At 69.8% G+C, this 14652-nt stretch carries 10 protein-coding genes and 1 pseudogene; 6 read left to right on the top strand and 5 right to left on the bottom strand.

Annotated elements, in window-relative coordinates; translation table 11 throughout:
• Positions 1-249 precede the first annotated feature (249 nt).
• Positions 250-432, bottom strand: coding sequence for a hypothetical protein (locus tag SROS_RS15825; RefSeq protein WP_012889950.1), 183 nt, complete (start codon positions 430-432; stop codon positions 250-252).
• 312 nt (positions 433-744) lie between these two features.
• Here SROS_RS15825 and SROS_RS15830 point away from each other — a divergent pair, with 312 nt between their 5' ends.
• Positions 745-2280: an acyl-CoA synthetase gene (locus tag SROS_RS15830; RefSeq protein WP_012889951.1), complete on the top strand. Its 1536-nt coding sequence runs from the start codon at positions 745-747 to the stop codon at positions 2278-2280.
• Positions 2281-3045: 765 nt separating this feature from the next.
• On the opposite strand, the gene SROS_RS15835 is transcribed toward SROS_RS15830, so the two are convergent.
• The gene (locus tag SROS_RS15835) at positions 3046-3927 is read right to left on the bottom strand and encodes a GntR family transcriptional regulator (RefSeq protein WP_012889953.1); all 882 of its coding nucleotides are present in this window, start codon (positions 3925-3927) and stop codon (positions 3046-3048) included.
• 19 nt (positions 3928-3946) lie between these two features.
• Positions 3947-5206: a carotenoid oxygenase family protein gene (locus SROS_RS15840; RefSeq protein ID WP_012889954.1), complete on the bottom strand. Its 1260-nt coding sequence runs from the start codon at positions 5204-5206 to the stop codon at positions 3947-3949.
• Positions 5207-5342: 136 nt separating this feature from the next.
• Here SROS_RS15840 and SROS_RS47410 point away from each other — a divergent pair.
• From SROS_RS47410 to SROS_RS15860, 3 genes and pseudogenes are all read left to right on the top strand, one after another.
• Positions 5343-6355 (top strand): annotated as a pseudogene (locus tag SROS_RS47410) (IS5 family transposase).
• Between the two features lie 262 nt (positions 6356-6617).
• Positions 6618-9068 (top strand): tetratricopeptide repeat protein, encoded by a 2451-nt coding sequence (locus SROS_RS15855; protein ID WP_169369306.1) that lies wholly within the window; start codon positions 6618-6620, stop codon positions 9066-9068.
• 368 nt (positions 9069-9436) lie between these two features.
• Positions 9437-10750 carry a S1C family serine protease gene (locus tag SROS_RS15860; protein WP_148269096.1) on the top strand — a complete coding sequence of 438 codons (1314 nt, stop codon included), beginning with the start codon at positions 9437-9439 and terminating at the stop codon, positions 10748-10750.
• 174 nt (positions 10751-10924) lie between these two features.
• On the opposite strand, the gene SROS_RS15865 is transcribed toward SROS_RS15860, so the two are convergent.
• Both SROS_RS15865 and SROS_RS50945 read right to left on the bottom strand, forming a co-directional pair.
• Entirely contained in the window at positions 10925-11986 is a 1062-nt protein-coding gene (locus SROS_RS15865; protein ID WP_012889957.1) for a hypothetical protein, read from the bottom strand.
• Positions 11979-12563 (bottom strand): hypothetical protein, encoded by a 585-nt coding sequence (locus tag SROS_RS50945; RefSeq protein ID WP_081453128.1) that lies wholly within the window; start codon positions 12561-12563, stop codon positions 11979-11981. Before SROS_RS50945 ends, SROS_RS15865 begins: the two co-directional genes overlap by 8 nt.
• A gap of 250 nt (positions 12564-12813) precedes the next feature.
• Here SROS_RS50945 and SROS_RS15875 point away from each other — a divergent pair, with 250 nt between their 5' ends.
• Entirely contained in the window at positions 12814-13113 is a 300-nt protein-coding gene (locus SROS_RS15875; protein ID WP_052316949.1) for a hypothetical protein, read from the top strand.
• A gap of 559 nt (positions 13114-13672) precedes the next feature.
• A complete protein-coding gene (locus tag SROS_RS15880; RefSeq protein ID WP_052316950.1) occupies positions 13673-14647 on the top strand; it encodes a Vgb family protein in 975 nt (324 codons plus the stop codon).
• The last annotated feature ends 5 nt before the right edge of the window (positions 14648-14652 follow it).

Raw genomic sequence — 14652 nt, forward strand, 5'->3', positions numbered from 1 at the left:
CTTGATCGTGGTCTCCGTTCGTCGGGGATCGGTGATCGAGGAAAAGGGGCGAGGGTGCGGATCGTCACGGCCGAACCCCCTGGTTCACCGGCCCCCGGCTCGTGACTCCGGTTTATCTGCCAACTTGCTCCGCGGATCCTGGTGAGTTCAGCGCCAACGAACGTCGGCAAAAGAGTTCCGCGGGTCGGGGCCGGGATCGGTGAATCGTGGCATGGGTCATGATGCTCCCAGGGATCACCGGGCACGGGGTTACTGCTGGTCCTGAGTGTCCTTCGAGGGGAGGGCGTACGCGAGGGCCGCGCCGAAGCAGAGCGACAGCGCGAGCCCCAGGAGGATGTTGTGGAGGGCGAGGCCGAGGCCCATGCCGATCGCGAGGCCGGAGGCCATGCCGATGGTCCAGTTGGGAGCGGTGTTCTTCGCGTTGTTCGTCATGGTTCGATCTTCGCGGAGGGGGAGGGGCCCCGCGTAGACGTCGAAATCATGAGTGAGTGATGACAGAAGTCATGACGTTCGCCGTACGTTCGTCAGACTCTGAGGCCGGGCGGCCCTGGACAGCGGGACCGAGCGCGCTTGGTGGCGGCGGCCGGGACCCTGCTGCAGTCCTGCCTGATCTACGTCAACACCCTTCCTGTTCGGCGCGACTCGTCTGGAGCTCTCCCGCCTGGCCATGGCTTCCGCGACGCCGGGGGCCACGGCCCTGTCATGCCTTCTCACCGAACATCAAACCGAGTAACGTTCGGTTTTATGCACCCGGGAGCCATCGCAGCAGTTTCGCCGGACAAGCCCGCTGTGATCATGGCGGACTCCGGACAGGTCGTGACCTTCCGCGAGCTGGACGAGGAGTCCAACCGGCTCGCCCACCTGTTCCGCGCCGCCGGACTCCGGCCGGGCGACCACATCGCCTTCATGCTGGAGAACCATCCGCTGTTCCTGGCGGTCGCCTGGGCCGCGCACCGGTCGGGCCTGTACTACACGGCCATCAGCTCGCGGCTGAAGACCGACGAACTCGCCTACATCGTGGACAACTGCGAGGCGCGCGTGTTCGTCTCCTCCGCGAAGCTGGCGGAGGTCGCCACCTCGATCACCGGTGCGACGCCGAAAGTGGAGCTCAGGCTCATGCTGGACGGTGTCGCCCCCGGGTTCGGCTCCTACGAGGAGGCGGTGGCCTCCCACCCCGCCACGCCCATCGAGGACGAGTGCCAGGGCATGGACATGCTCTACTCCTCCGGCACCACCGGGCGGCCCAAGGGCGTCAAACCCACCCTGTCCCAGGCTCCGCTGGACACGCCGGGGCCGCTGCTGCAGCTCATCCAGTTCCTGTTCGCACCGTCGGCCGACAGCGTCTACCTCTCCCCGGCCCCGCTGTACCACGCCGCCCCGCTGCGCTACTGCATGACCTTCCAGCGCCTCGGCGCGACGCTCGTGGTGATGGAGAGGTTCGACCCCGAGCAGGCGCTCGCTCTGATCGAGAAGTACGGCGTCACGCACTCGCAATGGGTGCCGACCATGTTCATCAAGATGCTCAAGCTGCCGGAGCCGGTACGGGTACGGTACGACCTGTCGTCGCTGGCCTGCGCGATCCACGCCGCCGCGCCCTGCCCGGTCCCGGTCAAGGAACGGATGATCGAGTGGTGGGGGCCGATCGTCCACGAGTACTACGCCGGGACCGAGGGCAACGGATTCCTCTACGTCGGGCCCGACGACTGGCTCAAGCACAAGGGTACGGTCGGCCGCCCGCTGCTCGGCGTGGTGCACATCTGCGACGAGGACGGCAACGAGCTGCCGCCGCGCGAGCACGGCACCGTCTACTTCTCCGACGGCCCCCGCTTCGTCTACCACGGCGACGAGGAGAAGACGAGATCCTCGCGGGACCCGCTGGGCCGGGGCTGGACCACCCTCGGCGACATCGGCTACCTCGACGAGGAGGGCTTCCTCTACCTCACCGACCGCCGCTCATACATGATCATCTCGGGAGGGGTGAACGTCTATCCGCAGGAGGCCGAGAACGTCCTCTCCGTGCATCCGAAGGTGGCGGACGTGGCGGTCTTCGGCATCCCGGACGAGGAGATGGGAGAGCAGGTCAAGGCCGTCGTGCAGCCGATCTCCATGGACCTGGCCGGTCCGGGGCTGGAGGCCGAGCTGATCGACTACTGCCGCTCCCAGCTCGCCCCCTACAAGTGCCCCAGGTCCGTCGACTTCCGTGAGGAGCTGCCCCGGCATCCCACCGGGAAGCTCTACAAGCGCCTCCTCCGCGACGAGTACTGGCCCGCCGGCCACTGACCCGGAGTCTCACCGGCCCCGAGTCTCACTGACCCGGAGTCTCACTGACCCGGAGTCTCACCGACCCGGAGGCCCGCGCGGGGCCGCCGGCCTGCCGAACGCATCCTGAGCGTCCTGGCGGAGATGTTCACCGGCGGCGAGCACTCTCCGGCCTCCACCCCGTGAACTCTCCCGCCGTGCCCGGCGTCCAACCTTGTGAGAACCCTGCCGGCGTGCGGCCGGCCCGGGTACGCGCCCTCCTCCGGGCAGCCGCCGTCCCAGCCCCGCGGGGCTGGGACGGCGGCCGTACGGGCGACGGTGATCGTCTCGTGGCGTACGGCGGTGCCCCGTCTCCTCCCGGTCCCTGACCGGTGAGGCGAGCCACGCGGACCCGCCGGAGGTCGGCGCGGGCGGTGGCTCCGGACGGGAGCCCGGTTCGCGGAATATGGTTCTGGATCCCTCTGCCGGGGCAGGCGACGACCCACGAGGCCCGGGGCGGGAAAGTGACCTGCCCGCCCCGGCTCGGTGATGTCGATCGCCTACTTTGAAGGGATCCCGGCATGACACAGCCCCAGCCGCCCATGTGCAGGACATGCGGAGTCATGGTGGAACACCCCGGGCGGCACCGTGAATGGCATGAAGCCCTCGAACGCCTGGTGCCCGGTCTGGAAGCCGAGTTGGAGAGAGTGCAGGGAAGCGGGGAGCCCGACCAGGGCTTCACGTTCTAGCCTGACCCGCCGGCTCCGGTGAAGGCCTAGCCGGACGCGCCGTCCGGTGAAGGCCCGGTCACCGGCGAACCTGCCGGGGCGTGATCACCATGGTCAGGCCGTCGAGCAGGCGTTCGAGGCCGAAGGCGAACAGCGACTCCAGGTCGAGCTCCGTGCCCGGCTCCACGACCTGGGCGATCAGCGGCCCGTCGACGGAGAGCCGGGCCGCGCTCCACTGCCTGCTGGTCATCCCCGTGTCCAGCTCGGCGCCGACCTCGCTCTCGATGTTCACCGCCGTCCCCCGCACATAGTTGACCATCGTGGCGTAGATGTGCATCCGGGTGCCCGGATCCAGGTCGAGGCCGTCGAGCGCGCGCAGGGTCCACAGCCCGTACGCCAGCAGCCCCGGCAGTGTGACCGGCCGGGTGATGGACACGAGCCGCGGCAACCAGGGATGGCGCTGGTAGGCCGCCCACTGCAACTGGGCGGCCACCCGCAGGTGGGAACGCCATCCCGGTGGCGGCTCCGGATAGCTGATCTCGGCGAACGCGGCGTCGGCGAGCAGCTGGGTGAGCTCGGCCTTGGCTTCGAGCTGCCGGTAGAGGGTCATGGTGGCGACCCCGAGCTTGGTCGCCACCGCCCGCATGGACAGCGCGGCCAAGCCGTCGGCGTCGGCGATCTCCATGGCCGCGCGGACGATCCGGTCGCGTTCGAGCCCTCCTGCCGAACGCGAGGGCAGCCTCCGGGGAGCGACCACGGCGCCGACCCGGGGGGCGGACTCGATGGCGCCCGCCTGCTTGAGCGTGGCCAGCGCCTTGGTGGCCGTCGCCATGGCGACGCCCCACTCACGCATGATCGCCCTGGTGGTGGGGATGGGATCGCCGGGCCGCAGCTCTCCATCGGCGATGCGTCGCTCGATGTCGGCGACGATCCGGAGGTACGGCGGTCGCGGATCGTTCACGAGGCCATGGTGCCACGCCTCAGAGGTCAGGCATCCAGTTGCCGTGCAGGCCGAGCGGCACCCTGACAGGCAGGTGGACGCGCGCGACGGGCTCGCCGGTGAAGTCCTGGGCCGAGAGGATCACCAGGTCGCTGGCGTTCCGGAGGGGATCGTGCACGTACGTGAGCAGGTACCCCTCGTCCTCCCCCTGCCCCGTGGCGGCGAACGAGGCCTCCCCGACGGCCTCGTCCTTGCCGAACCTGTGCACCTCGGTCGTCCCCCGTTGCAGGTCATGCTTGACCAGGGCGTTGGTGAAGGCGTCGTCCGACGGCATTCCCTCAGGTGTGAACGGGATCCCGTACAGGGCGGTCGCGGCCGAGTAGCCGTATCGGTACGGGCGGGTGGCACGCGCGTCGTTCACCCGCGGGAAGTCCTGCGGCCGGTCGTCGATGCGCCGCTGGTGGACCTTGTCCGGCCCGATCGTCCAGCGGTCCAGCACGGGCCGGATCGCCCCGGGGTCGGCGGGATCGAACGGCCCCTCGGCCGTGACCACGTCGACCACGATCGAGTCGCCGTCGTCGTAGGCGTTGAGCGTGTGGCTGACGTGGACCGGGTCGATGTCCAGCCAGCGCACGTCGCCCCCGGTCCGCGGCATGACGCCCACGCGCGCCGGGTGCTCCGGCGCCCACCGGCACTCGAACCCGTCGAACCCCAGCGGCGTGTCCCACAGCACCACGTGGTTCCCGGTGAGCGCGAAGTCGTGCATGAACGGCGTCCGCGTCATGGGGATGGCGGTGGCCCGGGCGACGCTTCCCCCGGCGTCGGTCACGATGTACTGGACGAAGTCGCGGCCCGGCATGTACGACAGCGAATGCAGCTCGCCGGTGAGCGGGTCGTGCTTGGAGTGCGCCCCCGCCGTGAACCCCTCCGCGGTCCCTCCCAGATCGCACACGCCCACGGTGTTCAGCTCCGCGTCCAGCTCGGCGGGCGGCAGGCCGCCCTCCGCCATGGCGAAGGTACGGCGGGCATGCTCGATCACGTGCACCATGGGCGCGAAGCCCGGAGTGCGGACGGAGCGGTTGCGGTACCACTCGGCCCGGCCGTCACGCAGCCGCACCCCGTGCACCATGCCCTGGCCCATGCCCCAGATGTGCACCCCGGGGTCCTCCACACCCAGCGGGTTGGGCCCGTTGCGCAGGTAGCGGCCGTTGAGCTCGGCCGGGATCCGCCCGGTGACCGGGAGATCGTAGACGGTGATCTCTTCATTGACGGGCGCGAAGTGCCCTTCCAAATACTTCATGTGGACACCGTACGGAGGAGAGCGCCTGAGCCTGCGGCCACGACGGGAAACGCCCTGCTGTGCACTAGGAGCTGTTTGGGGTTTGGATCTAGGTGAGGTCCGGTGGTGAGCCGGCCGCGGCTGATAGAACTCGGATGTGGCGCGCTTTGATGTGACGGATGCCGAGTGGGCGTTGATCGAACCGTATCTGCCGGTAGCAGCCACCGGGCCGCTGCCGCGGCGGGTGCGTGATCAGTTCAACGGAATCCTGTGGCGCTTTCGCACCGGATCCGGCTGGCGTGATGTCCCGGAACGCTATGGGCCGTGGTCCACGCTCTACTCCCGGTTCAACGGCTGGGCCAAAGCCGGGGTGTTCCAGACTCTGATGGACGCGCTGATCGCCGAGGCCGCCTCGCGCGGGCAGGTCGGGTTGGAGCTGGTCAGCGTGGACTCAACAATCGTGCGGGCGCATCAGGAGTCGGCCGGACTGGCGGTCGCCGGGGAGAGTCTGGATGCGCTGGAGCAGGCGCTGACCGAGGAAAAGGGGGCTCCGCTTGCACAGCAGCCGCCGGTGCTGCGGGTGATGCGCCGCAGGTCGCACCCGGCGCGGACGCGTCGCCCGCGCCGAATCGTGCTGCCACGCGGCGTCGCCGCGAGGCCCGGGCCAAGGCTGCCGGGCTTGGCCGATCCCGAGGCGGACTGAGCAGCAAGGTCCATGCCGCGGTTGACGCCGCCGGGCTACCGCTGGCTTTCGTGCTCACGCCCGGCCAAGCCGCCGACTGCCCGCGGTTCATCACCGTCTTGGACAAGATTCGCATCCCCGGTCCGATCGGCCGGCCCCGCACCCGGCCGGGTGCGGTCGCCGCGGACAAGGCGTACTCGTCCCGCGCCAACCGCTCCTACCTGAGGAAACGCCGCGTCAAGGCAGTCATCCCAGAAAAGAAGGACCAGGCCGCCAACCGCAAGAAGAAAGGCAGCCGGGGCGGCCGACCCATCAGCCACGACACCGATCTCTACAAGGAGCGCAACACCGTTGAACGCTGCTTCCAGAAGATCAAGACATGGCGTGGTCTGGCGACCCGCTATGACAAAGCCCCGGAAAGCTACGAGGCTGGACTCTACCTTCGAGGGTCGGTCATGTGGCTGAAGCTCCTCACTTCAGCCACATGATCCGAACCCCAAACAGCTCCTAGTGCAACAGCGCGAGCCCGTCCGAAGGGGCTCTCGCGGCATCGCGGCTGTCCGCCGCGCGTGAACCTTGCCACGTTCGGATCTACCTTGCCGGTGACCGCGCCACGTTCGGATCGACCCTGCCTCGGGAGGGGGCGTAACAGCAACGGCTCTGTCACAGATTTACCTAGACAGCCCGACCGCCCCGCCCAGGCAGCGAAACCTCGGGACCGCCACCGCACCGTTCAACAAGATGAATCCTATGAGTCTCTCGGCGGGCTTCGGCGTGCATGGTGAGGAGCGGACAGTGCGGCAGTGGTCACGGGTTCTGCGGATCGTGGTGGCCGCGGCGGGGACGGTCACGGTCGGGGTGGCGGTCAACCAGATCCTGAATGGCGGAACGTGGAACTGGTGGGCGTTGGGCGCCTCGGCGGGGCTCGCGATAACGGCGGAAGGGACGAACCGGTGGCTGGCCCGCCGGGAGGTGGCGGAGAACGGTTCCGCTCCGTCACCGACGCCGCAGCCCGGTTCTCGGGGGGATCGGCCGATCGAGATAGCGGGGAATGTGTCAGGGATCATCGTGTCTGGCGACAACGCCACGATCACGCAGACGCATCAGACGGTGCTACCGCCCCCCACCCCGATCGCCGCCATCGATGCCCCCGCCGGGTTGGGGAACCTGCCGTTGGCCGCAGGCGAGTTCGTCGGCCGTGAGGAAATCCTCGCCCAGCTGGATTCGGCGATGGGCGGGGATGAGCCGGTGGTGGTGGCCGTGGTGCAGGGACTGGGCGGGATCGGCAAGTCCACCCTGGCCGCACGATATGCCGCCCTCCACCATGACAGGTTCCATCCGGTGTGGTGGATCACTGCGGACAGCCCCGCCGCGCTGGAGGCCGGACTCGCCGCCCTGATCACCGCGCTGGATCCTCGGGATGCTGAAGGCGTGGATCTGAAAGCCCGGACAGAACGCGCGACCGTGTGGCTGGCCACCCACTCGGGATGGCTGCTGGTCCTGGATGACGTCACCCGTCCGCAGGACATCGCTCCGCTGCTGGGCCGGGTGCGGTCCGGACGGGTGGTGGTGACCAGCCGGCTCCGTCAAGGCTGGCAACGGATCGGCGCCCGGGTCCTGCACCTGGATGTCCTGTCCGAAGACGAGGCCGTCGATCTGCTGACCAGGCTCGCCCAACCCGAGGATCCCGGCCACGATGTCCGGCCGGGCGCCCTCGACCTCGTGCAGGAGCTGGGTTTCCTACCACTGGCGATCGACCAGGTCGGCGCCTACCTCCACCAGACCGCCCTGACCCCAGCCGCCTACCTCACCTTGCTGCGCGCCCAGCCGGAAGTCTTCTTCGACCAAGCCGCCGAAGGCGCCGACAGCGACCGGACTGTCGCCCGGATCTGGCGGATCACCCTCGACCAGCTCACTGGCTCTTCCCCGCTCCCGGGCGATCTCCTGCGGATCTTGGCATGGATGGCACCAGACGCCATTCCCCGCACTCTCCTCGCCCCCCTCACCAGGCCACGTCCCGGCGCCCCTCGCCGCCGGCGGTGGCGGCGCACACGGCACGGTTGGGGGGCACGGCCTCTCACCGATCAGGCCGGGCTCACGGAGGCCCTCGGCCTGCTGGCCGCCTACAGCATGATCACCCTCAGTAGCAAAACGATCAGCGTGCACCGGCTCGTCCAGGCCGTCGCCCGCGCCCCCGGCACCTCCACCCCCGGCGGCACCGCCGATCTCCACCGCCGGCCCGACCAGATCGCCACCGCACGCGACACCGCCACCGAGCTCCTCTGGCTCATCCTCCCCTTCGATCTCGAACACCCTGATGCCTGGCCTCTCGCACGAGCACTCCTCCCTCACATCACCGCCCTCACCGACCACGCACCCCCCATCACCGACGCCATCACGATCAACCCGCTTCTCTACCACGTCGGCAATTTCCTGCGCGGGCAGGGCGCACTCCAGCAGGCCATCACCTACCTGCAACGCTCTGTGGCGCTCTCAGAGCGTCTCCACGGCCCCGACCACCCCGACACCCTGGCCTCACGCAATGATCTCGCCCACACCTACCAGTGGTCGGGGGATCCGGGCCGCGCCATCCCCTTGCTGAAGGCGACGCTCGCCGACTGCGAGCGGGTGCTGGGCCCGGACCACCGAAACACCTTGCAGACCCGCAACAACCTCGCCAACGCCTACCGGGAGGCGGGTGACTTCGACCGGGCCATCCCTCTGCTGGAGGAGACGCTCGCCCACCGGGAGCGGGTGCTGGGCACCGATCACCCCGACACCCTGAACTCCCGTAACAACCTCGCCATCGGCTATGACGCTGCGGGGGATCGGGAGCGCGCCATCTCCCTGCTGGAGGCGACACTCGCCGACAGCGAGCGGGTGCTGGGCGCAGACAACCTCCACACCGCGTCCTTCCGCAACAACCTGGCCCTCTACCACCTGGAGGCGGGTGATCTCGGCCGGGCCATCCCTCTGCTGGAGGAGACGCTCGCCCACCGGGAGCGGGCGCTGGGCACCGATCACCCCGACACCCTGAACTCCCGCAACAACCTCGCCGCCGGCTACCAGGAGGCGGGTGATCTCGACCGCGCCATCCCCCTGTACGAAGCCACGCTCACCGCCTCCGAGCGGATACTGGGCACAGATCACCGCTTCACCACTGCGGTGCGTGCCAAGCTGACAACCGTTCGGCCGGACTGAGGACCGGAAGTCCAGCGACAGCACACCGGCAGCAAGCCCGCCTCTGGCCGGACTCGGTGGATGGCGAGTTTCATGCGGAGCGTACGGCGGCTTTCATGCGGAGCGTACGGCGGCCGCGCCGTCCGGCAGGCGTGATCATCAAGGGCGTGCCATGCGTGTCCCGGCCGATCCACGGAGTCCGGTTCGAGGTGATTTCTAGCGATCAGGAGGGCCGCTGAGCATGCTTGATAAAGCGGCTGTCAGAGGATTCGGAGAACCGAGATCATCCCCTTAACGTGCTCTTACACGGCCTGGGGCATCGTTTCAGTCACCGGGAGGACCGGTCGCCGCTCGGCACCCACGGGCGGACGTACGAGTTGGGGGAAGACATGGAACCGGACAAGAATGAGCAGGACATCACCCCGGCCGAGACGACCTCCGGGAACGACGGGTGGAGCCAGTTCGGCAAGGTGCCGCCGCGCGCGGGCGCGTACCCCGCGGGAGGGGACACCGGATCGCAGCCGACGCTGATCCATCCGGTGCAGGGACCGCTCGCGGCCGAGGCGCCCACGGTGCCCGCCCAGCGGCCCTCGCTCACCATCGGGCAGAAGGTGGGGGCGGGACTCGCGCTGGCCGCGATGGCCGTCGGCGGTGGAGTGGCGGGGGCCTTCGCCGTGACCTCCTTCGGCGGCACCACCGCGATCGGCTCCTCCACCAGCCCGATCGTCAGCCCGGTGAGCAACGTGACCACGGTCGCCGACGTCGCCAAGGCCGTCCAGCCCGCGGTGGTGTCCATCCATGTCAAGACCGGCAACGGCGGCGGCGAGGGGTCCGGCGTGGTGCTGTCGGCCGACGGCCTGATCCTGACCAACAACCACGTGGTGGAGTCCGGCGGGGCCGGCCAGGGTGCCCAGGTGACCGTCAAGTTCAGCGACGGCAAGTCCGCCACCGCGAAGGTCGTCGGCACCGACCCCGTCACCGACCTCGCGGTCATCAGGGCGAACGACGTCTCCGGCCTCACCGCGGCCTCGATCGGCGACAGCGACCGGCTCAAGGTGGGCGACTCCGTGCTCGCCATCGGCAGCCCGCTCGGCCTGTCCGGCTCGGTCACCGCCGGAATCGTCAGCGCGCTGAACCGCACGCTGACCGTCGGCGGCCAGCAGCAGCAACAGCTCCCGCCCGGCTGGGGCAACGGCATGCAGCAGAGCGGCAGCGCGCCCACCGCCATCGGCGGCGCGATCCAGACCGACGCGGCGATCAACCCGGGCAACTCCGGCGGCGCGCTGGTCAACGCGTCCGGGCAGTTGGTCGGCATCAACACCGCCATCGCCACCAACGGCGGGGACGGCAACATCGGCGTCGGCTTCGCCATCCCGATCAACACCGCCAAGCAGGTCGCCCAGCAGCTCATCGACAAGGGCAAGGTCACCCACGCCTTCATGGGCGTGAGCTTCGCACCCGTCACCGGCGACGCGGGCGGCGCCATGGTCGCCCAGGTGACCGACGGCAGCCCCGCGGCCCAGGCCGGGATCAAGCAGGGCGACCTGATCACCAAGATCAACGACACCGTGGTCGAGGACAGCACCACCGTCGTCGGCGCCGTCCGCGGCTTCAAGCCGGGACAGAAGGTGACCGTGACCTACGTCCGCGACGGCCAGACCCAGACCGCCGCGGTGACCCTCGCCGAGAAGACCGGGGAGTAGCCTCCAGGGACGGATGTGCCGCCGGGGTCGCTGCGGACCCGGCGGCACATCCATGTCCGCGGCCTCGCGCGCCGCCGGGCGCTCACCCGCGAAAGGACCAGCCGGCCGGAGGCCGCGGTGTCATGCCGGTCGGCCTCAGGTGAGGTCGCCGTGGAGGTGTCATGCGGGTCGGCCTCAGGTGAGGTCGCCGTGGAGAGGACCGGTGGCCGGACTCCGCCGGCGCGCGCGGAAACGGCGGAAGCCGAGGAGGAGGATCACCGCGGCGACGAGGGCCACCCCCACGGCGAGCGCGAGGGTCAGCGTCAGAGGGGAGGACAGGGCGGCCGGCAGGCCCCACGTTCCCGGCTTGGTGGGGAAGGTCAGCGTCCCGGTCGCGGTGTGGCTGATGCGGCCGCTGTGGAGGGTGAGGTGGAACGTCCACGGCCCGTCGGGGAGGTCCCTGCCCAGCAGCACGGTGATGTCCCCGCGGTCCCCGGGCGCCAGGGTCGTGTCGCGGTTGGTCTGGAAGGGGCCGGCGCTCAGGGAGCTGGGCCCTTCCGACAGGGACAGCTGCCCGTCGAGGTCGATGGCGCGCTTGCCGGTGTTGGCGACGGTCGCCACGATCTTCGGCTGTCCGTCCTCGGTCCGCTGGGGGACTATCTCGCCGATCTCGAAGTCCGAGGGCGGCTCGCCACCCGGCCCGACGTCGAGGTAGGTGCGGATCCCGACGCGGTTGACGAGTGCGATGTTCCCCTTCGGCCCAGGTCCGGGCGAGGCGACCTCCGCCCAGATGACGGCGTACCGCTCCGCCTCGGTCGCCCACGCCGGCACCGCGATGGTGGCCTTGACCGGCGCCCTGCCGCGGGCGGGCAGGTCGGCGGTGGAGTGGTTGAGCGTGACCCACGAGCTCAGCTCGTTGGGCGTCTGGGCCGGCGCGAATGTGAAGCGGGAGCCCTTGATGCCGGCGGCGGCCGCGTACAGCCGCACGTGCTGGGGCTTGGGTGAGGTGCTGTAGACCTCGAAGCGCCGGGTGAAGGTGGTGCCGGGATTGACGTGGTCGACGATGAAGGAGTGTGACCGCGGGTCGTCCACCCGGTTGGCGGGGATCTCCAGCAGCCTGACGCCGATGACGGCCCGGCCGGCCGGGTGCGCCTGCTCCCGGCCGGTGTCCGCGGCGGCCGGAGCGCCGATCATCGCGTGCAGCGCGAGTGCGGCCAGCGCTGCCGAGAGGGACAGGCGCGGCAGTGGGCTAGGCAACGGAGTGGTTCACCGTGCCGGTGTAGACGCCGGCCACCGCCTGGTCGGGAACGTTGATCAGGAGGGTCGGGTTCCACGTGGCGGAGTTGTTGCCGGAGCCGGTCGTCTTGCTGGAGGCGGTCCGTGACACGTTCAGCGTCTGCGCGGCCGCCGCGTTGGCCTGGCCGGGGACGAAGGTGCCGGTGCCGGTGGTGGCGGTGGCGGGGCCGGACCAGTAGAGGGCGTCGTCGGTGGGGATGGTCTCGGGGGTGGTGCCGCCGCCGGTGGTGAAGCCCCCCGTCGCCGCGATCACCGTCGCCGTCCACGTCGCGGTGAGCGCGGCGCGCTGGTCGGAGACCGTGACCGGGCCGAGTTGGCCGCCGATCTGGGTGCCCGGCGCGCCGCTGCCGAGGTTGACCGGGCCGTCGGGGACGGTGATCGTCAGCCCGCCCGGGGCGGTCACCGTGAAGGTCACCGTGGTGGGACAGGTGGTCGAGGCGGGGCAGGTGCCGGCCTGCGCGGGCAGGGCCACCACCACCATGGCCGCCACCAGGGCGGCGGCGCCCGTCAGAGAGATACCCGGACGGCTTTCAGACACTGCTGTCTCCTTCGTCGAACGCTCGCCCCACCTGGGCCGTTCCTGCGTGATCACATCCTGCTCCGCGGCCGGACGCCGGAAACCGTCACAGGGGGGCACCTGGCAACTTTTGGTGATCATATAGTGACTGTTGGTAATCTTGAGGCTGATGGGTTCGCCTCCGCGCCGCGGCCGGGGCCCCCGGGCGGTGCCGGAGGACGCATCCGTTCGCCCCGGAACGGGCGTTTCCACCGCTGCCTTTGCGGCGGATTTGCCGTCCACGGACGGCGTTGGAAAACGCGGCGTATCGCCCGCGCAGACGATCGCCAAAGCCAACATCGCGTACTGGTCCGGCCCGAGCACAGCCTCGTCGGGCGGCGGCAGCCGCACCGCCGGGCAGAACACCGCGGCCCAGCAGGCCTCCCTGCCGGCACCGGTGGTCGCGTTCAGGGGACGCAAGCAGGCGGGCGCCCCCTCCTCCACGAGCCGGGAGCCGACGCTCGTCGTCACCATCCCGCCCCTCGACGCGGCGGGCCTCTACACCGGCGTCATCACGCACTCGGTCGCCTGAGCGGCGACCCCTCCGGCCGGCGCACGACGGTGGCGCCGGCCGCTCGGGACGCTCCGCGCGGGCACCTCGCACCCGCGCCTTCCGGGAACGTGGCGGAGCCGGGGCCGCCCGCCCAGGGCCCCGGTGCGTTGCAGGGCGACTCCGGCCGATGAGTTGACGTTTCCATGACCAGCCACGAACGCGGATGATCGACGGCCGTCGGCGACCGCGGGAGATATTGGGACCGCCGGGGCCGGACAGAGGATGGACAGCATCGTCCGGATCGGGCCTCAAGGGCGTTTGCGCCGATGCTCGCAGATTCCCGCTGACGGCGGCCCGATGCCGCGGACCTCGATCGCCCGATTGCGCTCAGCGGCCCACCCGCGTTCCTTTTTCTTCTTTCTTTCCTGGAAGGGATGTCATGCGTCACCGTTCTCGACGCCTGGGGTATCCGCTCGTGGTCATGGCTCTGATCCTGGCGGCAAGCGCTCCGCTGCCGGGGTCCGCCTCTGCCACTCCGCCGCCACACCCTCCGTCCCCCGTACGCCCATGGGTGAAGCTCTGCTCCAAGCTCAAGCTGATGCCGCAGCACCGGCGCATCCGCTGCCACTTCCCGCCCGCGCCCAGGCTCGCCACGGCGGCGGCGGCCAAGCGCATGGCGGAGAGCCGGAGAATACCGACGATCAGCGAACTGTCGATCCCGACCATCCCGTCGACTCCCATCGGGATCACCGCCGGGCCGGACGGCGCGATGTGGTTCACCGAGAACTTCGCCAACAAGATCGGGCGCGTCACCACCGCCGGCCTGTTCACCGAGTACACCATCCCCACCTCCGGTTCCGAGCCGGCGCACATCACCACCGGGCCTGACGGAGCCCTGTGGTTCACCGAGGCGGTCGGCAACAAGATCGGGCGGATCACCACCTCCGGGACGATCACCGAGTACACCATCCCCACCGCGGACTCCTATCCCTGGGGCATCACCGCGGGCCCGGACGGCAACCTGTGGTTCGTCGAGACGCTGGGCAACAAGATCGGGCGGATCACCACCTCCGGGACGATCACCGAGTACGCCCTGCCGACCAGCGACGTCTACGCCATGCGCATCGCCCCGGGCCCGGACGGCAACCTGTGGTTCACCCAGCCGCTGGGGAACAGCATCGGGCGGATCACCACCAGCGGGACGATCACCGAGTTCACCGTCCCGTCCTCCGGCGCGATGCCCATCGGGATCACCGCGGGCCCGGACGGCAAGATGTGGTACACCGACGCCAACGGAAAGGTCAGCTCCGTCACCACCACGGGCACCTTCGCCGAATACTCGCTCACCGACCCCGACAGCTTCCCCTGGGGCATCACGGTCGGGTCGGACAACAACCTGTGGTTCGTCGAGCAGAGCGCCAACAACGTCGCCAGCTCCTCCACCTCCGGGATAATCAACGAGTACGCGATGCCGACCGTCGTCTCCGGGCCGTTCGACATCGCGGCCGGCCCCGACGACAACCTCTGGATCACCGAGGACTACGTCGACCAGATCGCCGTCGTGACCCCCTGACCAGG

The sequence above is a fragment of the Streptosporangium roseum DSM 43021 genome, from assembly GCF_000024865.1.
GTDB classification, from domain to species: Bacteria; Actinomycetota; Actinomycetes; order Streptosporangiales; family Streptosporangiaceae; genus Streptosporangium; species Streptosporangium roseum.

Bases quoted from the DNA above. Each gene is read 5' to 3' on its own strand.
- SROS_RS15825 (WP_012889950.1), bottom strand. From the start codon at position 432: ATGACGAACAACGCGAAGAACACCGCTCCCAACTGGACCATCGGCATG.
- SROS_RS15880 (WP_052316950.1), top strand. From the start codon at position 13,673: ATGCCGCAGCACCGGCGCATCCGCTGCCACTTCCCGCCCGCGCCCAGG.
- SROS_RS15855 (WP_169369306.1), top strand. From the start codon at position 6,618: ATGAGTCTCTCGGCGGGCTTCGGCGTGCATGGTGAGGAGCGGACAGTG.
- SROS_RS15840 (WP_012889954.1), bottom strand. From the start codon at position 5,206: ATGAAGTATTTGGAAGGGCACTTCGCGCCCGTCAATGAAGAGATCACC.
- SROS_RS15830 (WP_012889951.1), top strand. From the start codon at position 745: ATGCACCCGGGAGCCATCGCAGCAGTTTCGCCGGACAAGCCCGCTGTG.
- SROS_RS15860 (WP_148269096.1), top strand. From the start codon at position 9,437: ATGGAACCGGACAAGAATGAGCAGGACATCACCCCGGCCGAGACGACC.